Genomic DNA, 21672 nt, shown 5'->3' with positions numbered 1-21672 from the left:
TAGGATTATATGTATCATCCTACGGATTCAGAGTTTTCATTTTTCTTTTGCTGACCGGAGTCGCATCTTGGGATGATCGCTGGCATCTTATAATCTGCCATGCGCTATTCCCTGGGACATAAAGCCGAAATCCACCAGAAGATCGTGACCGACGCCTCGCGGCGGGTTCGCACGGAAGGTCTGGCAGGTGCCGGAGTTTCCGCCGTGATGCGGGATAACGGCCTGACTCACGGAGGTTTTTATAAGCATTTCGAGAGCAAGGATGATCTGCTCATCGAGTCGTTACGCGTGGCCTTCGCGGAGATTGGCGATCGTCTGGTTCATGCTGCGGAGAAGTCGCCTCCCGCTTCGGCGTGGAAGGCGATTGTAAAGGCCTACCTGGGCCCGGAACACTGTGATCACGTCGAATGCGGATGCCCGTTGGCGGCCCTGGCTTCGGAACTGAGGCGAGCCGATGAAGGAATGGGAGCCCAGATTCTTGCGGAGGTGATGCAGTACAAGAGTCGCATGGTTCCTTTCATGCCGGGCCGGCGAGCGGTCGACAGAGAGAATGCTTTTCTGGCGATCTTTTCGACCATGATCGGGGCGATTGAGATTGCTCGTCTGCTGCCGGAGCCTGCTATGCGAGAGGGAGTCCTCGCGAACGCAAGAGAGTTTCTCTTACGCAGCTTTTGATTTCCCTTTTCGATGAGCGAAGGCCATAGATACCGGTAAATAGGCCTGCACTATTTCATTGCGATGCCGTGAGGACGTGCCGGGCCCGTTTTGAAGGCCGTGTTGAAGTCAAGATTAAACCGTTTGTCTTCGGTTAGCGTATTGTGCGTGACTTTGAGAACGTGGACTTTGTGGTCTCCTTCAAAGTGGATGATGCGTTTTGATCTTCATTGAGGAAGTAGTCTGTCACCACAAGGCGGCTATCGTCATCGCTCAGCACAATGTTGTGCGGTCCCGCGTTTGCACCGAAGCTGACGACCGATACCTGCCCTTGTCTTGCTCTCCGTGGTAGTCATCCTTGTCTTGATATCCACTACGGTCTTCTTGCCTGACCCGATCGTTTTGGGCATATGCGGTGGTCCATGTGCAGAGCACCAGGGCAGTTATAGGAACAATCTCGCGGGCGAGCTAAGCAGCCCGTACGTTTTCGTCATGGGACACCACCGTTCACGCAGATAGACTGCAAGATGCCAGGGCCGAGGACTGTTTTGGGGGGACCGCGCAAAGCATATCACGAGCCGGTAAGCGAAGCCTTGCGGTTTGATTGCGGTCGTGGAAGGATTTTGATATGTCGAAGCTGGCGAAGGCTGCTAAGGGAATGGTGGCTAGTCTTCCTGTCCTGTGTGTTGTCGTGATTGTGTTGCGTCAAGTTCATTGGATCAACAACCGGGTAACGATTGTGATCTTCTTTGCGAGCCTGATTCCGCTGGCTACGGCGAAGGCTTTTCTGGAGTTGCGGGAGCGAGAAGAGCGCTAGAAGCAGATCGACGTTACGAGATAAGCCCGCGTTTCGAAAGAGCAGACTTCCGTATGAGAATGGATGGATGATGTCGGTACGGATGGACAAGTGGCTTTGGGCGGCGCGGTTCTTCAAGACGCGGGCGCTGGCGTCGAAGGCGTGCGAGCTGGGGCGCGTGGACTGGAAGAAGGGGGAGCTGACCTGGCAACCGGCGAAGGCTGCGCGCGAGGTTCACGTTGGAGAGATGCTTCGGGTGAAGAACGACTCCGGCGAGTTCCAGATTGAGGTGCTTGGGCTGAGCGATGTGCGCGGTCCTGCTTCGGTGGCGCAGACGCTTCATCGCGAGACGGACGAGAGCAAGGAGGCGCGGCGGGCGCTGGCGGAGGCGAAGAACGCGGTTCCGGTGTACGAGTCGACTTGGGAGAGCGGGCGGCCTACGAAGCGGGACCGCAGGGTGCTGACCCGGTTTCGGGGGCGGTAGGCTGGGTTTGGCGGTTCGAGCTTCGCTCGAATGCGCACCTTAACGGCGATGTCATGGATAGTTGGTTTGAGACGGGAGCGGTTGCCGGGGAAGCAGATCTCTCCGCTGCGCGGCTCCGGTTGAGATGACAGTATTGGCGGGCGGACGATCGGTAGGGGCAGACGATTCGGTAGGGCCGGAGAATTCCAAGCGAACGCATTTGACTAGAGGATCGTAGGGGATCCTGTAAGCTGTCTGGGCCTGTAACTTCCTTCTGGAGAGCACGATGAATCGATATGCGCTGTTGGCCGGTGTGTGCGTTGTTTTCGCGGGACAGGTGAGTGTGGCGCAGACGGTTTCGCCTGAGGTGCAGCAGCACATCGATAAAGTTACAGGGTGTCTGCACGAGCTGGTGATGGAGAAGGGCGACCCATGTATTCCGTTGGAGGAGCAGATGGAGGCGCTGCATGTTCCGGGTGTGAGCATTGCGGTGATCCATAACGGAAAGATCGAGTGGTCGCGCGGGTTTGGGGTGGCGAAGGTGGGCGGGGCCGCCGTGACGGCCGAGACGATGTTTCAGGCGGGGTCGATCAGCAAGCCGGTGGCGGCGATGGCAGCGCTGAGGCTGGTGCAGGAGAAGAAGCTGGCACTGGATGAGGACGTCAACAAGGAGCTGACGACGTGGAAGTTGCCTACGAGCGCAGCGGCGAAGGGCAAGCCGGTGACGCTGCGAGAGCTGCTGACGCATACGGGAGGGACGACGGTGCACGGATTTCCAGGCTATGCGCAGGGCGCTCCCGTGCCAACGCTAGAGCAGGTGCTGAATGGAGAGAAGCCTGCGAATACTCCCGCGATTCGGATTGAGACGGAGCCGGGCACGAAGTGGAACTACTCGGGGGGCGGATTCACGATCATGCAGGCGGTGGCGATCGATGCAGCGAAGGAGCCGTTCGCGAAGCTGCTCGAGGATTCGGTGCTGGGACCGATCGGGATGAAGCACAGCACGTATGAGCAGCCGCTACCTGCGGCGATGGGACCCGCGGCTACTCCTTACAACGCGGATCGAACGCCGGTAGAGGGTGGAGCGCATACGTATCCGGAGATGGCGGCGGCGGGCTTGTGGACGACGGCGCCGGACCTGGCGATGTATGTGATGGAGACCCAGCGTTCGCTGGAGGGCAAGGCGAACCATGTGCTCTCGCAGGAGATGACGCGAGAGATGATGAAGAAGGGCAAGGGGAACTGGGGTCTGGGCGTGGAGATTGGAGGATCGGAGGCGGATCCTTACTTTACGCATGGCGGCGTGAATGCTGGATTTGAGGCTCTGTTTGTGGGATATGAGAATCACGGCGATGGCGCGGTGGTGATGACGAATGGGCAGTTAGGGCTGCTGCTGGCGCAGAAGGTGATGCAGAGCATTGCGGTGGAGTATGGGTGGCCGGACTTGAAGCCGGTGGTGCGGACGGAGGTGAAGGTGGATCGTAGCGTACTCGAGAAATATGTGGGCACGTACGAGCTGACACCGAGATTCAGCCTGACGTTTAACCTGGAGGGCGATCATTTGGTCTCCCAGGCGTCGTCACAACAGAAGGTGCCGGTATTTGCGGAGACGGAGACGAAGTTCTTCACGAAGATGATGAACGCGGAGATCGAGTTCGTGAAGGACGACAAAGGTGCTGTGACCGGGATGGTGCTGCATCAGAACGGGCACGATATGAAGGGTGTGAGGAAGAGATAGTTCCTGATCTTTTGTGAAACCAGGTGAATGGGTTTTACGAAAATTGTCGCCAAGGGCAGCGCGGAGCCGCTACACTCCTAGTGTTTTTGAAACGTCTCAATTTAAAGGTCTGAACATCATGCCAATGCCTGATCGCTGCTCCCGCGCAGCCGCTTTTCTTCGTTTTTCCGTGGTTTTTGGGGCTGCATCGGGTGTGCTGATGCCGACAGGGTCGTTACTGCATGCCCAGGTGGTGCCGCCTGCGCTGGAGTCTCCGGCTGCACGGCCGCCGCAGACGGGATCGCATGGCGAGAAGCTTTCAGGAATGCCGAAGTTTCACGATCCGGCACCGTACGATATCGACGAGCATACGGGCTATAAGCAGATCTTCGATGGGAAGACGTTTCAGGGGTGGGACGCCGATCCGAGCATCTGGCGCGTTGAAGACGGCGTGATGGTTGGAGAGACGCTGGAGGGCAAGCCCAAGGGCAACAACTACATCGTGTATCGCGGGGACAAGGCGCGGGATTTCGATTTGAAGCTGCAGATGAAGATCGAAAAAGGCGGCGGAGGCGGCATACAGTACCGCAGCGTGACCGGGGTGCCGTGGACGCGACGGGAGCCGGAGGGACTGCCGCCTTACGATCTGAAGTTCATGATGACGGGACCGCAGGCGGACTTCTGGTTTCCGGTGAGGGCTTCGGCGGCGGCTTATACCGGCCAGTGGTATTCGGAGAATACGATGCAGGGCATTCTCGCTTATCGCGGCCAGGTGACGCAGGCGCTGCCCGGTCAGTCGAACCGGCTGGTTGCCAACATCGGCGACAAGCAGGCGCTGGGCGGCTATGTGAAGGTGAATGAGTGGAATGACTATGAGATCATCGCGCGCGGCGGCGTGATGATGCACATTATGAATGGGCAGCTGATGGCGGTCTTTATCGATGACAACAAGGATTCGGTCAACAACCAGCCGGGGCTGATCGGCTTTGAGATCGAGAGCCAGCCAAGCAAGATCTCGGTTCGGGATATATGGCTGCGAAAGTTCGACACAGCCGAATGAATTGAAGCGGGCCCGGTAGTTTGTCGCATCGGTTCTGGGTTAGTCTGCGAATAAGGAGACTGACTATGCCGCTTCCGAACGATGAAAAGTTAATTGCGCTGAGCGAAGAGATACTGAAAGAGTTTGAAAAGGTCTTTGGGCCGCATCCGGGATTCAGGCCGGTGCATGCCAAAGGCACGTTGCTAACGGGAACCTTCACGCCAACAAGCGAGGCTGCTTCGCTGACGCGAGCGCAGCATGCTACGCAGGCCTCGACGCCGGTGACGGTTCGATTCTCGGACTCGACTGGGGTTCCGCTGATTCCCGATAACGACCCTAACGCCGATCCGCGAGGGATGGCGATCCGTTTCAACCTGGCGGAGCATGTTCACACCGACATTGTGGCGCATTCGGCGAATGGGTTTCCGGCTACAAATGGCACGGAGTTCCTGGAGTTTCTGCGCGCGGTGACGCAGGAGGACAAGGCGAAAGTGCAGGAGTTTGTTGGGACTCATCCCAAGGCGCTGGCGTTTGTGCAGTCGATCACGCCGCTGCCGGCGAGCTTTGCCAAGGAACGATACTTCGGGCTTACGGCGATGAAGTTTACGAATAAGGATGGAGTAAGCAAGTTCGGTCGATACACGATCGTTCCTGAGGCCGGGGAAGAGCATCTGACAGCCGAGGATGGTGCGGGCAAGGGGACGGATTATCTTTTCGACGAGCTCAAGCAGCGACTGAGCCAAGGGCCGGTGAAGTTCAAGATTACGGTGCAGGTGGCGGAGGACGGCGACGTCGTCAACGATGCGACGGTTCACTGGCCGGAGGGGCGCAAGGTGGTGGAACTGGGCACGATTACGCTGACGGATCGCGTGGACGACGATGCCCAGGAACAGAAGAAGACTATCTCCGACCCGATACCGCGGCTGGATGGAATCGAGCCTTCGGACGATCCTCTGTTGGAGCTGCGGGCGGCGGTGTATCTGATCAGCGGACGACGGCGGAGGTCGGCTCCGGAGTTGGCGAAGTAGTTCTGGTGTGACGAGGGGCCGTCCTTTGTGGCGGCCTTTCTGTTTATCTCATTTGGGTTTTGTGGGGATGCGAGCGAAATACAGGGATTCCTCGGCTTCGCTCGGAATGACGACCTTTTCTTTCAAGCGGCGGCGATGCGCTGGGTGAGGTTGTCCTGTTCTTTACGGGATTCGGCGCCGATGGTGAAGGCGTCGAGGACACCGGTGGAGAGTGCGTAGCGGATGGCTTCGGCGGGACGATCGCGGAGGTCGCCCTGGCCGAGGATCTTCATGCCGACAATGCCTTTGCCCTGGGCTCGCATTTTTTTGATCAGCGCGATGACGGTGTCGGGGTCGGCGTCCATGTGCGAGCCGATGGGATTGAGGCGGACAAGATCGACTTCAACCCAGGGTGAGGCTGCGGCGGCGCGCAGGGCCTCGATGGTGTGACAGGAGCAGCCGTGGGCGCGGATGACGCCCTTCTGCTTGGCTTCGCTGAGGACGTCCATGACACCGCGATAGCGCGTGGTCCAGTCACCTTCGGTGACGCAGTGGACGAGGAGGATATCGATCATCTCGATGCCGAGCTCACGGCGATAACGATCGAGCGCGCGACGCAGTTGTGCGGGGTCGCGGATGTCGGATTTGGTCATGACGACGACCTTGTCGCGAGGCAGCTTCTTGATGGCTTCGCGGACGTTGGGATGTGAGCCATAGGAGTCGGCGGTGTCAAAGAAGCGGAGTCCGTTGTCGTTGTAGCCGTCGAGGAGGAGACGGGTGAAGGGATTGGAGCCGAGGCGAACCTGGTTGGAGGAGCCTCCGAAGCCCACGGTCCCGGTTCCCATGGCGAGGCGCGAGGTTCGGATACCGGTCTTGCCGAGGGTGACCTCATCCTGAGCGGTGAGTTTTTTGGGGAGCGGCTCGACGGCGGCCAGCGCGGCCGGGGAGTTCGTTGCGAGCCAGGCGGCCCCGAGGCCTTTGGCGGAGCGGCGAAGGAAGTCTCTCCTTAGCATGGCGGCACCTCTCTTGCGGGTTAAGATACGCCTCTTCGGAGTGCTGTTGGAGCAGCGTGCATTTTTTTGCCGGGTTTTTGTGGTGAGTGAAGGCTGCTAAAGGACTACTAACAACTTCGGATTGCTGGCAACCTGCGAGGTAGTTTTTCCTTCTTTTTGAGGATGAGATTTTTTCTCCTTCAGAAAGCAGGCGTTGGAGTTGTGCTCTGCACCGGAATGATGGTGTGGGCTCAGGATGCAGGAGAGCAGAAGCACCTTGCACCGGCGGATGTTCAGATTCTGGCGCAGACGGCCAAGCAGTCCGCCTATGCGTTTTCACTGGGGACGTGGTGCAACCCCGGCGGGCGGTACTCCTGAGCGCTACAGTTTGGTGCTGGAGGATCCGACTCCGAGTGCGACTGCTCTCTTTATCAACGGCGATGCGTTTCTTAAGAAAGATGGGAGATAGGTCATTTAAAAGTCTTTATTCCGGCAAGAGAGATGAGTAGCGGGAATTGATTTGTATTCTGGATGTGAGGAGAAGTATGAAACTGACGAGCGATAGTTTTAAGGATGGAGCGGCGATTCCTGGTGAGTATGCCTTTGCGGTGATCGCGGAGAAGGGCCATGTGGCGCTGAGCGGTAATCGGAATCCGCAACTGGCCTGGACGGATGCTCCAAAGGGCACGGAGTCGTTCGTGCTGACGGTGCACGATCCGGACGTGCCGAGCAAGGGCGATGACGTGAACAAGGAGGGCAGAGAGGTTCCGGCGGATCTGCCTCGCGTGAACTTCTATCACTGGATTCTTGTGGACATTCCGGCGAGCGTAAGTGAGATTGCGGCGGGAAGCCAGAGCGACGGGGTGACTCCACACGGCAAGCGTGGACCGGCGGCGCCGGGCGGGATGCGTCATGGGATCAACAATTACACGCAGTGGTTTGCCGGCGATCCTGAGATGGAAGGCGATTACTTCGGCTACGACGGGCCTTGCCCTCCGTGGAATGACTCGATTGTGCACCATTATGTGTTTACCCTGTACGCGCTGGATGTAGATGCGGTGGCAGTGGACGGCGAGCTGACGGCGGAGAATGTGCGGGCGGCGATGAAGGGACATGTATTGGCGGAGGCGAGCCTGACGGGGACGTATACGCTGAATCCGAGGGTAAAAGGGTAAAAAGGGTAAAAGGTCAGAGGGTAAAAAGGGATCGCTGATTTCCGCACGAATCGGGCATTTGGACGAAAGATAGATGGCAGGGCAGTGATCTTCCTCACTACCCTTGGAGATGCCTTTTGAGGATTGACGTGCCGAAGGCTGCAAATGCTCGGTACACTTGAGTGCGTAACAAGTTTGCCTCAAGACGCTTTTCCAAAAGACTAAGGATTCTGCTGATGAAATTGTTGTTCACCGTTGTGCTGTCGGCCCTCTTTCTATTTCCTGTCTCCTCCCACGCGCAGATTGGTATCTATGTGAACCCAGTTGCCACGCGGGTCAGCAACTCGCAGGCGGATACAGGACCGGCTGCCTTTCTCGGAGCAGGCACGACCTCGAGAACCTTTTGGGGCGCAGACATCGGCGGGTATTATGACTTTTTTCACGGGAAGAGTGTCGATGCGGGAGTCGATTTTCGCGACACGATTTCGGGTGCGAACAATGCCCGGATGAACACTTTCCTGATTGGCGCGCGGGTTGTCGCCAAGAATCTCTCGCCATCGTGGCGCCCTTACGTTCAGCTTTCAGGCGGTGTAGGAAGCACGAGAGCGCCTCATACGTCGCTCAAAGCTAGCAGGGCGACCTACGCAGTCTTTGGGGGAGCGGACTACAAGCTAAACCGTTATATCGACATCCGGGTAGTCGAGATCGGATACGGCTCTTTGACGACGGTCAGCAATTCGTCCGTTGGCAACACGCAGGAGTCTTATCCCTCCTCGCATCTGCTGCACATAAGTGGTGGTCTGATCTTTCGGATTCGCTAGCGACGAGAGAGGCGCATGCTGACGGGTTCTCGCGGGCGCAGGGTGATCTTCGCCTGCGGGACCGGAGGCGTGGTGCCGAGATAGGCCAGGCGCCAGCGCGAGGCGATGGTGGCGATGGCGAGCACGCCTTCCATCCAGGCGAAGCTTTCGCCGATACACTGTCGCGAACCGGCGCCGAAGGGGAAATAGGTGAAGCGCGGGCGGGCTGCCTTGGCCTCGGGTGTGAAGCGGTCGGGATCGAAGCGGAGCGGGTCCGGGTAGAACTCCGGCGTGCGGCTGACGATGTACTGACTCATGAAAAAGTGAGCCCCGGGTGGAATGCGATAAGGGCCGAGGGCGACGGGTTGAGTGGACATGCGCCCCATTGCCCAGGCAGGGGGATAGAGACGCATGGACTCGGCGAAGACCTGCTCGGTATAGCGGAGCGCGGGATAGTCGGCGAGGGTGGGGAGGCGATGGGTTTGCCGGGCAAAGGAAACCGCAGGGGCCTCCACTCCGCTTTGTTCCGGTCGGGATGACACTTCTGTATTGGGGTATGGTTCCGGCGTTGAAGTTGGGGAAGTTCCAAGGACTGCGTCGAGCTCTGCGTGGAGTTTTGCTTCGGCCTCTGGATTTTGCGAGAGCAGGTACCAGGTCCAGGCGAGAGCGTTGGCCGTGGTCTCGTAGCCGGCCAGAAAGATGGTGAGGACCTCGTCGCGGATCTGCTCATCGGACATGCCGGTGTAGCGGCCGGAGCTGTCGGCTTGCTCGTCGCGACTGCTGATGAGCATCGAGAGGAGATCCCCTTTGTCGATGCCTTCGCGCTTGTGCTCGGCGATGAGACGATTGACGACTTTGTCGAGCCTTGCCTTCGATCGGCGGAACTTCATAACACCGGGAATCGGAAGGTGGAGGAAGTCTTCCATGCGCGGGAAGGCGATGAGGAAGTTGTAGAGGTCCATGATGGTGTTGACCTCGTCGTTGATGCGGCGAATGTCGTCGGTGACCTCGGTGTCGAAGAGGGTACGAGCGACGATCTCGAGCGAGAGGGACATCATGGCGGCGGAGATATCGAGGGTCTGGCCGGGCTGCCACTGAGAGACGTGATGCTCTGCGCTGGATACGATCTGATCAGCATAGGCGGCGATGCGCTGACGATGGAAGGCTGGGGCGGCGATGCGGCGCTGGCGGATGTGGATGGGATCGTCGGAGGTGATGAGGCCTTCGCCGAGGAGAATCTTCATGCGGCGGACGGTGCGCTCCTTGACGAAGGAGGATGCCTGGGTGACGAGGATCTCGCGAATGTAATCGGGTTCGTTGACGAAGAGGATGGGTGTGCCCATGAAGCGGTAGTGGGCGATAGAGCCATAGGTGCGGTGGAGATACTCGAAGAGCCGTATAGGCTCACCAAGCTTGACCCATGGTTTGAAGGCGTAGAAGGGCAGCGAGTGCGGCAGGCCGGGAGGAAGGTTCCAGTCGTTGCTCATGGATGATCGGGGTATATCGGGATATTCATCCGTTGATCCGCTCTCGATTGGCAGCAAAGGCTACAGGCTGTTTAAGCGAACCGCAGGTCCTTCGACTCCGCTGCGCCTCGCTCAGGATGACACTTTTGTAAAGGTTCAGAAGGATGTCCTCCATCACAAATTTAGATGATGGAGATGGGATTTTAGATGACGACGGCAGGGATACGCGCGGCGACAATCTCACGGATGCGGTCTTCGATCCGGTCGATGGAGGCGTCGTCACGGATAGCTGCTACGCGTCCGGGCTCGCGCGCGGCGATGGTCTCGTAGGCTCGATAGATACGGCGATAGAAGTTGTCATCCTCGCGTTCGAACCGGTTTTCGTCGGTTCCCCGTTGTTGCGTGCTGCGTTGGTTGCGACGGCGGGCGCGGTGAAGGGAGGCCTCGAGCGAGGGAAGGAGGAGGAGCGTGAGATCGGGCCGCAAGTTGTCGCAGACGGCGTTGTGCATGGCCAGAATGCGCTCGGATCCGAGCTCGCGGCCGGCGCCCTGATAGGCCTCGGAGGAGTCGGTGTAGCGATCGCAGAGGACGATGGCGCCGGATGAGAGCGCGGGAAGGATGATCTCGTGGATGGCCTGGGCCCGGTCGGCGAACATGAGTGCCATCTCAGCGAGGGGAGCGATGGGGCCGAGGGTGGCCTCGGAACGAGAGTCAAGCAGGATGGAACGAATGCGGTCGCCGAGAGCAGTGCCTCCGGGCTGGCGGAGAGTGATGACCTTGTGGCCTTCGGATTCGAGCCAGGCGGCGAGGCGGCGGAGCTGGGTGGTCTTGCCGGAGCCGTCGAGACCTTCGAAGGTGATGAAGTAACCGCGAGACATGTTCCAAGCTTACCCCAGTGACGGTGGAAGGCCTTCAACGCATGAGGGCCTAGGAAGCGGTTGAAACAGTCTGGAAGGATTAGCCTTGCCGGCAAACCGAAGGATGACACTGTTTAATCGCGGCTCTTCCCAGGCCTCAAAAGCGAGGCCCGGGATAGTTGGAAAAAACGGTTGGATTTTGCGGTGGATTATTTTCCCTGATCGATTCGCTGCATGTTGGCTGCGGCGTAACGATCGCCAGCGATCTCACCCTGAGGAACAGCCGCTTCGAGCTCTACAACCTCAGCCTGGGTAAGTTTGATGTTGGCCGCGGCCGCATTTTCTTCGAGGTATTTTCTACGTTTGGTGCCGGGGATGGGAACGAAATCCTGGCCTTTGGCGAGCACCCACGCCAGCGCGAGCTGGCCTGGCGTTACACCATGGCGCTCGGCGATGGCGCGAACGCGGCCGACGAGGACCTGGTTTCTGTCGAAGTTTTCACCGGCAAAGCGGGGATAGCGCTCCGCGCGCGAGTCTCCGCTGGCAAAGTCGCTGGGTTTGGTGATGGTTCCTGTGAGGAAGCCTCGGCCCAGCGGGGAGTAGGGAACGAAGCCGATGCCGAGTTCGCGGACGGTCGGAATGATCTCGTCTTCGACGTGGCGTTCCCAGAGGGAGTATTCGGTCTGGAGAGCGGTGATGGGATGGACCTTATGGGCACGGCGGATGGTGGCGGAGGATGCCTCGGAGAGGCCGAGATACTTCACCTTGCCTGCTTTGACGAGCTCGGCCATGGCGCCGACGGTGTCTTCGATGGGAACTTCGGGGTCGACTCGGTGCTGATAGTAGAGATCAATGTGATTCATGCCGAGACGCTTGAGAGAGGCATCGCAGGCAGATTTGACGTATTCGGGCTTGCCGCTGATCTGCAAGAACGAGGGATCGTCTTTCTTGCGGATGTGGGCGAACTTGGTGGCGAGGAAGACTTCATCGCGACGCGAGCGAACCGTTTTTCCAATCAGCTCTTCGTTGTCCCCGATGCCATAGGTGTCTGCGGTATCGAGGAAGTTGATGCCGAGGTCGAGGGCGCGAAGGAGGGTTGCTGCGGACTCTTCGTCGTTGCGTTCGCCGTAGAACTCACTCATTCCCATACAGCCGAGCCCCATGCGGGAGACGATCGCGCCCTGTGAACCGAGTTTTACTTGTTGCATACTCATGTCGGTTTAGACGGCCGAAACAGAAGGGACGTTTCCAAGCGTGCGATGAAAAACCAAATGCGAGGGGAGAGTCGTGCTTCGTGGGTGGGCCCATCTTCAGAAGCAAGTGGACTTCAGAAGAAATAAAAAAAAGGATTTCGTTGCTGTTTCTTCAACGAATGGCGGTTCGGTTTTGCCACTGGATTCCGCTGGGCTCGATGAGGATGTGAAGCGGTCCCTCGGCTCCTTCGTTGAGGTCAGGTCCTTCGGACTTCTGTTCCTTATTTGCGGCATCGGTGTAGGTGAGCTTGAGCTTGCCGTGCCCGAGGACTTTGAAGCGGTAATGGAAGTCTGCACCGGGAGCGAGGATCTGGGTTCCGAAGCTCGCGCTGGGGTAATCGACTTCGACGAGCTGGAGGCGCTGAGGGGTTCGGTTCGATACGGTGGCTTCAACGTAGGGGGAGTGACAACCAGCGAACAAGAGCACGGGGAGCAATGCAAGGCAGCGGAGAGGACGCATACAGGTTTAAAGCGTAACAGGGGAGGGCTTGACGGGAGAGGTTTTCAGCCGAGGAGGGATTCTGGGCAGTGCGGGCGAAATACGGGGCTTCCCATTCGACTTCGCTCAGGGCAGGCTCTCGACTGCGCTTGGCTCCTCTCGGAATGACTTTGGCTTGGATGACGGGTTGCTGGTCAGGGGGATCAGGCGGAGAAGGGGGAGGAGCGTTCGAGGATACGAGCGGTGAGCAGGACTCCGGTGCGCGCGTCATGGAGGGTGATAGGGAAGGCCAGAACGCTCCAGGTAGCATTCTGCTCTCCTGTACGGGGAAGAGCGAGCAGGCCGCGCCGGGTGCGATCGATATAGGTCTCACGGGTCTGAGCAACGGTGCGCAGCACATCGCGCCAGTCCCGCATGAGGGTTGGCATCTCGTCGAAGACGCAGCGGCCGGGAAACCAGTCGCGGGATTGACCGAGATACTCAGCGGCGGGGTCGTTGCAATAGAGCCATACGCCGTGGTCGTCGAAGATCTGCACGAGGACGTCGGAGCCGATCGCGAGGGAGATTCGGGAGTAGAAGAAATCGCGGGCATCGACGACGACAGGCGCGCCGAGCCGTTTGGCTTTCAACGAACTGAGCGCCGAGAGGAGGTCCTCGACGGAGCTGTAGCCCTTAAGCAGGTGCATATCCTCGGCACCGCCGAAATGACGTTCGAGGGTGGCGGAGAGGATGATGATGGGAACGTGGGGTCGATTACGACGCAGGTGCGAGGCGACTTCGGTTCCGAAACGGCCTGAGCCCAGGTGATAGTCGAGCACGGCGATATCGATGTTGCTGAAGGCTTCGGTCGCTTCTTCAATCGTCGAGGCAGGAACACAGTAATAGCCGTGCTGCCGGAGAATCGCAGTTCGAAGGTGGAGATTTGCAGGCTCATCATCGAGCAGCAGGACGCGTACATCCGGGATCTTCGTGGACACACTAATACCGTTGTCGGGTGGTTCGGCGATCATTAGTCGTATAGATGCAAAATATTACATTTTGGTCAACAGGTGTTGTACATTTTTGGCGGCAAGCTCTAAGAACCTGTTCCAAACTTGCTGGGTTTTCTGTAGAGAAACGGGACAAGGGCAAGAGCAAAGGCTAATACAGGGATCTCTCCACTCCGCCGCGCGATGGAACTGCGCGCCTCCGATCGAGATGACGGGGGAATTGGGCTATCTCCGGCGCGACGAAGCGCCTCCAGTCGAAATGGCGAGTTTCTTGAGTTATTGGACTAGTTCTAAGGTTTTGCGGAGGTTTTTATTCCCCGGAGGAGTTCGGGGAGGCGGTTGACCAGCGCGACGACGCGGAGCCATTGGCGATTATCGATAGCCGGATAGCCGCTGACGACCTTGCCAGGGGCAACGTCGCCGGGGATTCCACTCTGCGCGGTAGCGATGGCACCGTCTCCGACGGTGCAGTGACCAGCGACACCGACCTGTCCGGCGAGGATGACTCCTTTGCCGATGATGGTCGATCCGGCGAGACCGACCTGGGCGCAGAGAAGGGTGTTGCTCCCCACGGTCGAGCCGTGGCCGACCTGGACGAGATTGTCGACCTTGGCGCCGTTACCGATGCGGGTCTCCCCAATGGAGGCGCGGTCGATGCAGGCATTGGCCTGGATTTCAACGTTGTCCTCGAGGACGGCGGGGCCGGATTGGAGGATCTTGTACCAACTGCCGTCGCTTTGACGGGCGAACCCGAAGCCGTCGGCTCCGACGATGGCGCCATTCTGAAGGACGACGTTGTCGCCGAGCCAGCAGTGTTCGCGGACCACGGCGTGGGAGTGGAGGAGGAGATTGTTTCCGGCGCGCACGTCGGCGTAGATCACGGCATGGGAAAGGAGCACAGCGTTGTCGCCGAGGGTAACGTTGTCTCCTATGACCACATAGGCCCCAATATGAGGGTTCGCGCCGATCTTTGCAGAAGGAGAAATGACGGCAGTTGGGTGGATGCCGGGGGGATAGGCAGGCGACTTGTAGAAGAGCTCGATGGCTCGGGCAAAGGCGAGATAGGGATTTGTAATCCGCAGGGTGGAGGCGGAGATCTCGGTAAAGTCAGGCTCGACGAGGACGGCTCCGGCCCGGGTGGTGCGGGCGAGGGCCGCATATTTAGGATTGGCCACGAAGGTAAGGTCGCCGGGGCCTGCGGTCTCGATGGAGGCGACGCCGGTGATGAGGATGGCTGGGTCGCCCTGAAGGGTGGCTCCAAGGTGCTGGGCTAAGTCGGCTAGCTTCATGGAGGGATTTTATAGGGAGAGGGAAGGGCGAGGATGGGGCGAGTACAGATCCGGGAAATGTTCGTCCCTGCCCTGATTTCTTAGTTCGGCTTGGCGTTGGGCGGGAGTGAGCGGAAGAGATCCTCCTGCAAAGTGATGGTGGAAGCTCCCGGGGCGGATTTCTTGCGTGACGGGGTGGTGATGACGGCCAGCAGCTGCAGATCGGCGATGACGGAACGCGGGATATAGATGCGCTGGGTGTTGGAGCGGACGTCGGGAGGGATGAGGAAGAGTCCGGCGTCGTTGAGAATATCGTCGAGCAGGGTGACATCGAGTGGGGCGAGGCCCTCAAACTGCTCAGGCTCGGCGGAGGGGGTGGATTGGCCCTGGAAGGTAAGCCTCAGCCAGAGGCCTTCGGTACGGGGACGGGCGAGAAAAGTGCGGCGGGTAAGGCGCTCCGGGTTCATGGGATCGTTGAGATTGAAGTCGCGAACGTAGCAGATGTGTTTGATTTCGGACAGGGCAATCTGGAGGACACGGCCGGAGAGATCCAGTAGATCGATGACGCGGTCCTTCTCGGAGGCGCGTTGGCGCACGAACCCGGAGAGAGGAAGGTAGCCGGGAAGAGTGTCGCCGAAGAGCCTACGGACAATGACCTTTTTGTGCGCCGAAGACATTGAGTTCCTTGGCGGATTGTCGCATGCGGTCCCTGGATTCGTCGAAAAAGCTGCGTGTAGAGTAGTCAATTTACCAACGCTGTGTTACAGTCAGCTTTTGTGTCTCGGTAGTGAGACCTTTCTAAACGATTGATTATCCGTGGCTTATGCAAGGGCAAGTGTGCGGAGATCGGCGTTTAAGACCGGCTTGGAGCGATTGCAACCGATATGGCCGATTACATTTATCTTCTGGAGAACCGGCTTTCGAAGGCGCAACAGGACGCACTCGATAAAGTACGAGAAGTAGCTCGCGCAAAAGGACTTACCTCTTTTCTTGTAGGCGGGGCGGTACGCGATCTGACGAGCGGATCTCCGGTTCGCGACCTTGATGTAGTAGTTCAGGGAAATGCGCCTAAGTTAAAGAAAGATATAGAAAAAGCTGGTGGAACGATAACTGGCGACGCCGAGCCGACACAGGCTTTTTTTGCCAGCTTTCCCGGCGGTGTCCGGCTGGAGATCGGTTCAACGCTTTCGGTGACCTACCCCAAGCCGGGTAAGCCGGTCTACAAGCCGGCGACGATCCTGGACGACCTGCGTCGGAGAGACTTTACTGCCAATGCGATGGCCCTGTCCCTGAACGAGGGATCGTACGGGCTGTTGATGGATCCGCTGAACGGCGTCGCCGATATCGAGAACCGCGAGTTGCGGCTGGTGAACAACTACGGCTTCATCGAAGACCCGGTGCGCATGATTCGAGCGGTACGGCTTATGGCTCGGCTGGGCTGGCAGATGGATGAACGGACGCGCAGCCGCTACGAGACGGGGAAGGAAGAGGGCTACATCTCCACCCTGTCGACATGGCAGCGCGGCTATGAGACCGAGGAGATCTTCCATGAGGAAGATCCGCTGCGGGTATTGGGCCGACTGGAAGCCGAAGGCTGGATGAAGCACCTGAACCCGACCGTGGCCTTGAGCAAGGCGAATGCGGCGGAGTTGGTGAAGCTTCGTGACGCGCAGTTGCAGCTGCAGATTCATGGGATCTACGCCGAGTCCTCGGCGGCGAACTTTCCTTTACTGACGGCCAAGATGGCCCCGAAGGATGTCGATGCGCTGAAGAAGAGTTTCATCCGGCAGGGCTTTGTCCAGGAGATTGAGGCTCTGGAGGGAGCTGGCAAGGCGTTCGCGGCACAGCTCTCAGGCAAGGAGGCGGCGACGCCGTCGCTGGCATGGAAGCTGCTGCACTCGGCGCAACCGGCTTCGGTGCTTTGGGCTGCGCATCATGCAAAGGCTGGCGGAGTTCAGAACAAACTGAAGAGTTTCTACACCGATTGGCCGCAGGCAAGGCAGCGGATTCCGTACACGGTGATGCAGGAGATGCGGATTACACCGGATCTGCCTGAATATGACGAGTTGTTGGAGAAGTTGTTCTTCGAGATGATGGACAATCACCTGTCGACGGTGGAAGAGCAGAAGGCGTTTCTTGAGCCATACTCACCGCCGGCGCCTCCGCCACCGGTAAACCTGCGCCGTGCTCGTGCAGGCCGGAAGGAGCCGAAGGCTCCGAAGAGCCGAAAGAAGGCTGCCGCAGCGACGGAAGGGCTGGGTGAGGCGATAGCCGCCGAGGGCGCTGAGCCGGTGGAGAGCGGTGCAGCTGCGGCTAAACCGGAGAAAGCTCTGGCGAAGAAGAGCGGTGTGAAGGCTCCTGCCCCTGTAGCTGCGAAGAAAGCTGCAGCACCTGCGAAAGAGGCAGCTAAGGCACCTGCCAAGAAGGCTGCTCCTACTGCCGCGAAGAAGGCTCCGGTGACGGTGGTTGCGAAGAAGGCATCCGCAAAACCGCCGGTGAAGGCCCCTGCCAAGAAGGCTCCGGCCAAGGCTGCGCCCGCGAAAAAAGCGGTGCCGGCCAAGAAAGTGGTTCTCCACAAGCCGGTTCCTGCGAAGAAGGCTCCCGCGAAAGCAGCTGTGAAGAAGACGGCTGTGAAGGCCCCCGCGAAGAAGGCTCCGGCGAAGGCAGCCGCGAAGAAGAAGCACTAGGAAAACGGGAGCGCGCAGCGGGTGGGCTGCGCGCTTTTACTCCCGATGGCTTCGAAAGATGGTCACCACGACCAGCACCAGCAAACCAAGAGAGCTCAACGCAAAGATCCATTCACTTAACAAGGTGAGGGTGTTGAGCCATGCCGGGACTGTCGCCCCGCGCTGACGAATCCAGCTGAGGGTCTGGAAGATCATCGTCACGGACGAGATCAGCGAGACTACAAACGATATTCCCAGCAGGAACCAGGCGATTTTGATGCCTGGACCGGAGCGGGACGGCGGGTGAGGTCTGGGATCCTGCACAGGCGAAGTGTAGCTTATCAACGCGTTCGGCCGGTTCTCTCCTGGGATGAGGGCAAGAACAAATATACAGGGATTCCCATTCGACTTCGCTCGGAATGACGCCCCTTTTGGGTTCAAAGGGCCTCTTTCAGCCCTATCCCGCTTGTTGCTCTATTTCTGGCCGGAAACTGCCCTAGCGGGGGCGGCGAAGCGTTGCGACTGTGCTGATGAAGATCCCGGAGGCAGTCAGAGTCAGCAGGAAAATAGCGTGACGGTAGGCTCGGCGCGTTGCGAGCGGGGTAGAGGCTGCGTTGTCACGACACTGCGCACACCCTTGCGCATGAATGGATACGGGCGTTGCGAAGAGGAGAACGGCAACAGTGAAGCTCAGGGCAATACGGCAGAGCGGAGCCCGGATCACTGGAAGAAGGCCAGCAGGACGAAGAGGAAGATCCAGAACATGCCCATCGTATGCCAGTACCAGGCGGTGCAGTCGACGAGGATCTGACGCGTTTCCAACTGGCGGGAGGCGTAGAGCGTGATCAACGAGGCGCCCAGCGCTCCGATGCCCAGGAAGAGGTGAAAGGCGTGGGTATAGGTAATGAGGTAGAAGAAGTGGCTGCTTGGGTTGGAGGCGAAGAAGACATGCTGTAGCCCTAGTTGTCTCCACGCTTCTGCCTGTCCGGCCAGGAAGAGCAGGCCGAGTACGGTGGTGGCAGTGAGCCAGGGGAGTGCCCGGCGGGTAATGGGCTTGCCCAGGCCGAGCCACTCGTCCATGACGTCGTTTTCACGGAACATGGTTCGGCGGGCGATCTCCATGGTGACGGAGCTGAGCAGGAGGACGGCGGTGTTGAGCCAGAGGATGGGAGGAACGGCGGTCGGGAACCATTCATTGATGTAGCGGTTGTAGGCGTCGATGTGGCTGGTTCCCTGGGCGACGAAGAAGGCGCTGACGATGGCGACGAAGAACATGGTGTCGCCGGCGAGAGCGAAAAAGAGGCCGAGGCGGGCGCGGCTCAGCTTTTCACGAGGTCCGCGGCGCCCCTGGGGGCGGTCGTTCCAGTTATCGTTATCGCCGCCGCCGCCGGTGCGTTTGTCGGTAGGGGGACGGCGACCGTGTCCGCTGTCGTGATCATCGAGGCGGCGTTTCTTTTCCCACTCTGTGTTGATCGGCGTGATTGTCGATGGCATGTCGGCCTCTTCGAAAACGACCTGCTGACAGCTTACTCCGGTTTGATGTCCGGTGTGGCTTCATGATTCCACTGTGTGACGAAGAAAGCTTTTCCGGAGTCGGGCGTCCTGTAATCGCAGGGACCACGGAGCACCTTCAGGGCGTCAGATGCATCGGGACGCGCGCGGGGATGCAAGGCTGGATGCCACTCGAGGGTGGTGGCATGCCAGGGATTGGGAGGAGAGGGGGCAGGATGCCGCAGGCTGCGGATGAGGTTGGCGAGGAAGACAAGCTGCGCAACGGCGAGAAAGATCGCGGCGTAGGTGATGTGGAGGTTGAGCGGAACGGTGGCCGCGAGCATGCGTCCTGCAGCGTTAGGAATCTGGGTGAGTTGAGCGTAGTGGCGTGGCTCGCCGGCGAGTCCGGTGAAGTGCATGGGAAGGAAGGTCGCATAGGCTCCCACGAGCGTGAGCCAGAAGTGCCAGCGTCCGAGGCGTTCGGAGAGCAGGCAGCCGGGGCGGCGCGAGGTGGCCGAGAGCAGGGGGAACCAGTAATACGTGGCGCTGAAGAGCCCAAAGATACCGGCCATGGCCATGATGAGGTGAAAGTGGGCGACGACGAAGAAGGTGTTGTGGAGGTACTCGTCGAGAATGGGCTGGGCCAGGATGGGTCCCGTGAGTCCGCCGGTGATGAAGAGAGAGACAAAGCCGAGGGCGAAGAGCATGGCGGAACTATAGTGGGGGCGGGCTCGCCAGATGGTGGCGATCCAACTGAGAACCTTTGCGGAGGCGGGTAAGGCAATCGCGATGGTGATTGCGGAGAAGGCTGTGCTGGCGAAGGGATTCAGCCCGGCGACAAACATATGGTGGCCCCAGAGGAGGATTCCCAGCAGGCCGATGAGAAGCGTGGTCGCGATCATCAGACGATAGCCGAAGACGCGTCGATGGCTGAAGTTTGCCAACACCATGGAGGTGAGCCCCATGCCGGGAAGAATGGCGATGTAGACCTCGGGATGGCCGAAGAACCAGAAGAGATGCAGCCAGAGGAGCGGGCTTCCATTGCCGCCGGAATGCAGTACGCCGTTGACGAGATCGCCTGCGGGAAGGAAGAAGCTGGTTCCGGCATGGCGATCGCAGTAGAGAAGAAGTAATGCGGCGAGCAGGACTGAGAAGGCAATCATACTCAGGAGTGCCGCGGTGAACCATCCCCAGACGGTGAGGGGGAGGCGATTCCAGGTCATGCCTTCGCAGCGCAGACGAGTGACGGTGACGAGTGTATTGATGGAGCTGAGGGTAGAGGCGACGGCAAAGAGAGCGATGGAAGCAAGCCAGAGATCCATCCCCGTGGCCTGTCCGGGGCCGGCGGAGGCGACGGCGCTGAGCGGAGGGTAGGCGGTCCATCCGGAGATGGCCGCGCCTCCGGGGACAAAGGGTGATGCGAGCAGAACGATCAGCGCAAGCGCCGTAAGCCAGAAGCTGGCTGCGTTGAGGTGTGGGAAAGCCATCTGGCGCGCACCGATCTGCGCCGGAAGAATCAGGTTGCCGAATCCGGACTGTGGCGCCGTCGTGAGCACGAAGAAGAGCATGATGGTGCCGTGCAGGGTGACGAGCGAGAGATACCCCTCCGGAAGGATGGGGCCGTAAAGGGGCACGGCCCAGGCGGGCCAGACGAGATGAGCACGCATTAATAGCGAGAGCAGAGTCCCAATGACGACAGCGAAGAGGGCCAGTGCGAGGTATTGACGGCCGATGGTGCGATGGTCGGTGGAGAAGAGCGACGGGCCAGGGGATAGGGAATTGAAACTGGAGTGTTTGGGTGGGCTGGGGGGAGTCATGGGTGAGCCGCCTTTCCTCTGGCAGCGATCCATGCCTGGAACTCGTCGGGCGCGACGACACGCAGGTTGGCGTTCATGCGGTAGTGGCCTGTGCCACAGAGCTGGGTGCAGAGAATTGCGTAGGTGCCCGGTCTGGTTGCGGTGAAATGGATGTGGATGTTCTCGCCAGGAACGGCGTTCTGCTTGAGGCGAAGCTCGGGGACGGCGAAGCCGTGGATAACGTCCTGCGCATGGAGGGTCAAGTCGATCTCGTGATCTGCAGGAAGGACGAGCTCGGAGGTGACGAGATCGTCGGCGGAGTGAGGGTCGGTGGGGTCGATGCCAATGGGATTGCCCTCGGGAGCAGAGGCGAAGCGTGGCTGTGTTGTTCCGAAGGTGGCGTCGGGTCCGGGATAGCGGAAGTACCAGGCGAACTGGAGGCCGGTAACTTCGATCTGCATGGCCTCGGGCGAGGAACCAGTGTAGCGGGTTTCGGCCCAGAGCTGTTCGGCGCGAACGGCGAGCGTGGAGAAGAGGATGGCCAGAAGGGCCAGTGGAAGGTATTCGATGGCCCAGAGATGGCGCGGTTGACTGGATCGACGCAACGAGAGACCCGCGAGGAGAAGAACATGTGCGAGAGCGGCGAGGCCGAGGATGATCCAGAGATTGAGCAGCAGGTGATGATCGAGCGCAGGTCCGTGCGCGCTGGCATCGGCGGGGAGCAGAACGTTCGTGCTAAGGGCTGGGAGCACAACCGAAGGATACCGCGATAGGTGTGCGGTGAGGGTCGAATGATTAAGCCACCCTATAATCCAGATGGTCAAT

General features: G+C 59.3%; 22 protein-coding genes. 10 read left to right on the top strand and 12 right to left on the bottom strand.

All coding sequences use genetic code 11. The features are described from left to right. The first annotated feature begins 99 nt into the window (after positions 1-99). The 6 genes from AC5S26_RS12775 to AC5S26_RS12750 all read left to right on the top strand — a co-directional run bounded on the left by AC5S26_RS12775 (position 100) and on the right by AC5S26_RS12750 (position 5697). Positions 100-675 carry a TetR/AcrR family transcriptional regulator gene (locus AC5S26_RS12775; protein ID WP_494185275.1) on the top strand — a complete coding sequence of 192 codons (576 nt, stop codon included), beginning with the start codon at positions 100-102 and terminating at the stop codon, positions 673-675. A gap of 607 nt (positions 676-1282) precedes the next feature. Next, entirely contained in the window at positions 1283-1471 is a 189-nt protein-coding gene (locus AC5S26_RS12770; RefSeq protein WP_494185274.1) for a hypothetical protein, read from the top strand. 67 nt (positions 1472-1538) lie between these two features. Next, positions 1539-1934 carry an RNA-binding S4 domain-containing protein gene (locus AC5S26_RS12765; RefSeq protein WP_494185273.1) on the top strand — a complete coding sequence of 132 codons (396 nt, stop codon included), beginning with the start codon at positions 1539-1541 and terminating at the stop codon, positions 1932-1934. Positions 1935-2199: 265 nt separating this feature from the next. Then, a complete protein-coding gene (locus tag AC5S26_RS12760) occupies positions 2200-3651 on the top strand; it encodes a serine hydrolase (RefSeq protein WP_494185272.1) in 1452 nt (483 codons plus the stop codon). A 124-nt stretch (positions 3652-3775) separates the two neighbouring features. Continuing rightward, entirely contained in the window at positions 3776-4690 is a 915-nt protein-coding gene (locus AC5S26_RS12755; protein ID WP_494185271.1) for a 3-keto-disaccharide hydrolase, read from the top strand. 65 nt (positions 4691-4755) lie between these two features. After that, a complete protein-coding gene (locus tag AC5S26_RS12750) occupies positions 4756-5697 on the top strand; it encodes a catalase family peroxidase (protein ID WP_494185270.1) in 942 nt (313 codons plus the stop codon). A 122-nt stretch (positions 5698-5819) separates the two neighbouring features. Here AC5S26_RS12750 and AC5S26_RS12745 read toward each other — a convergent pair whose 3' ends face one another. Continuing rightward, positions 5820-6689, bottom strand: coding sequence for an aldo/keto reductase (locus AC5S26_RS12745; RefSeq protein ID WP_494185269.1), 870 nt, complete (start codon positions 6687-6689; stop codon positions 5820-5822). Positions 6690-6851: 162 nt separating this feature from the next. Between AC5S26_RS12745 and AC5S26_RS12740 the strand changes: the two genes are divergently transcribed. From AC5S26_RS12740 to AC5S26_RS12730, 3 genes are all read left to right on the top strand, one after another. Further along, positions 6852-7046, top strand: coding sequence for a hypothetical protein (locus tag AC5S26_RS12740; protein ID WP_494185268.1), 195 nt, complete (start codon positions 6852-6854; stop codon positions 7044-7046). Between the two features lie 167 nt (positions 7047-7213). Further along, on the top strand, positions 7214-7843 hold the full coding sequence (locus AC5S26_RS12735; protein ID WP_494185267.1) for a YbhB/YbcL family Raf kinase inhibitor-like protein: 630 nt from the start codon (positions 7214-7216) through the stop codon (positions 7841-7843). Positions 7844-8058: 215 nt separating this feature from the next. Beyond that, positions 8059-8643 (top strand): hypothetical protein, encoded by a 585-nt coding sequence (locus AC5S26_RS12730; protein WP_494185266.1) that lies wholly within the window; start codon positions 8059-8061, stop codon positions 8641-8643. Here the strand turns inward: AC5S26_RS12730 and AC5S26_RS12725 are convergent. The 7 genes from AC5S26_RS12725 to AC5S26_RS12695 form a co-directional block, all read right to left on the bottom strand. Next, positions 8640-10109, bottom strand: a complete 1470-nt coding sequence (locus AC5S26_RS12725; RefSeq protein WP_494185265.1) for a cytochrome P450 — start codon at positions 10107-10109, stop codon at positions 8640-8642. The two genes, AC5S26_RS12730 and AC5S26_RS12725, sit on opposite strands and share 4 nt — an antisense overlap. Before the next feature lie 182 nt (positions 10110-10291). Further along, positions 10292-10966: a dTMP kinase gene (gene tmk, locus AC5S26_RS12720; protein WP_494185264.1), complete on the bottom strand. Its 675-nt coding sequence runs from the start codon at positions 10964-10966 to the stop codon at positions 10292-10294. Between the two features lie 188 nt (positions 10967-11154). Then, positions 11155-12153, bottom strand: coding sequence for an aldo/keto reductase (locus AC5S26_RS12715; protein ID WP_494185263.1), 999 nt, complete (start codon positions 12151-12153; stop codon positions 11155-11157). A gap of 157 nt (positions 12154-12310) precedes the next feature. Then, positions 12311-12625: a hypothetical protein gene (locus AC5S26_RS12710; RefSeq protein ID WP_494185262.1), complete on the bottom strand. Its 315-nt coding sequence runs from the start codon at positions 12623-12625 to the stop codon at positions 12311-12313. 215 nt (positions 12626-12840) lie between these two features. After that, a complete protein-coding gene (locus AC5S26_RS12705) occupies positions 12841-13614 on the bottom strand; it encodes a response regulator (RefSeq protein ID WP_494185261.1) in 774 nt (257 codons plus the stop codon). Between the two features lie 302 nt (positions 13615-13916). Next, on the bottom strand, positions 13917-14915 hold the full coding sequence (gene lpxD, locus AC5S26_RS12700; protein WP_494185260.1) for a UDP-3-O-(3-hydroxymyristoyl)glucosamine N-acyltransferase: 999 nt from the start codon (positions 14913-14915) through the stop codon (positions 13917-13919). 80 nt (positions 14916-14995) lie between these two features. Continuing rightward, a complete protein-coding gene (locus AC5S26_RS12695) occupies positions 14996-15571 on the bottom strand; it encodes a DUF6982 domain-containing protein (protein ID WP_494185259.1) in 576 nt (191 codons plus the stop codon). 207 nt (positions 15572-15778) lie between these two features. Between AC5S26_RS12695 and AC5S26_RS12690 the strand changes: the two genes are divergently transcribed. Beyond that, entirely contained in the window at positions 15779-17581 is a 1803-nt protein-coding gene (locus AC5S26_RS12690) for a tRNA nucleotidyltransferase/poly(A) polymerase family protein (protein WP_494185258.1), read from the top strand. A 36-nt stretch (positions 17582-17617) separates the two neighbouring features. On the opposite strand, the gene AC5S26_RS12685 is transcribed toward AC5S26_RS12690, so the two are convergent. The 4 genes from AC5S26_RS12685 to AC5S26_RS12670 all read right to left on the bottom strand — a co-directional run bounded on the left by AC5S26_RS12685 (position 17618) and on the right by AC5S26_RS12670 (position 21599). Beyond that, the gene (locus AC5S26_RS12685) at positions 17618-18001 is read right to left on the bottom strand and encodes a hypothetical protein (RefSeq protein ID WP_494185257.1); all 384 of its coding nucleotides are present in this window, start codon (positions 17999-18001) and stop codon (positions 17618-17620) included. A gap of 279 nt (positions 18002-18280) precedes the next feature. Continuing rightward, complete coding sequence (locus AC5S26_RS12680) at positions 18281-19054, bottom strand: cytochrome c oxidase subunit 3 (protein WP_494185256.1); 774 nt, start codon at positions 19052-19054, stop codon at positions 18281-18283. Between the two features lie 32 nt (positions 19055-19086). Next, positions 19087-20868 carry a cytochrome c oxidase subunit I gene (locus AC5S26_RS12675; RefSeq protein WP_494185255.1) on the bottom strand — a complete coding sequence of 594 codons (1782 nt, stop codon included), beginning with the start codon at positions 20866-20868 and terminating at the stop codon, positions 19087-19089. Then, entirely contained in the window at positions 20865-21599 is a 735-nt protein-coding gene (locus tag AC5S26_RS12670; RefSeq protein WP_494185254.1) for a cytochrome C oxidase subunit II, read from the bottom strand. The genes AC5S26_RS12675 and AC5S26_RS12670 overlap by 4 nt, the downstream gene beginning before the upstream one ends. Positions 21600-21672: the final 73 nt, after the last annotated feature.

The organism is Edaphobacter sp. FHG110511_03 (genome assembly GCF_059115365.1).
The sequence above is the reverse complement of the archived record's forward strand: the minus strand, read 5'-3'. Positions and strand labels throughout refer to the sequence as shown.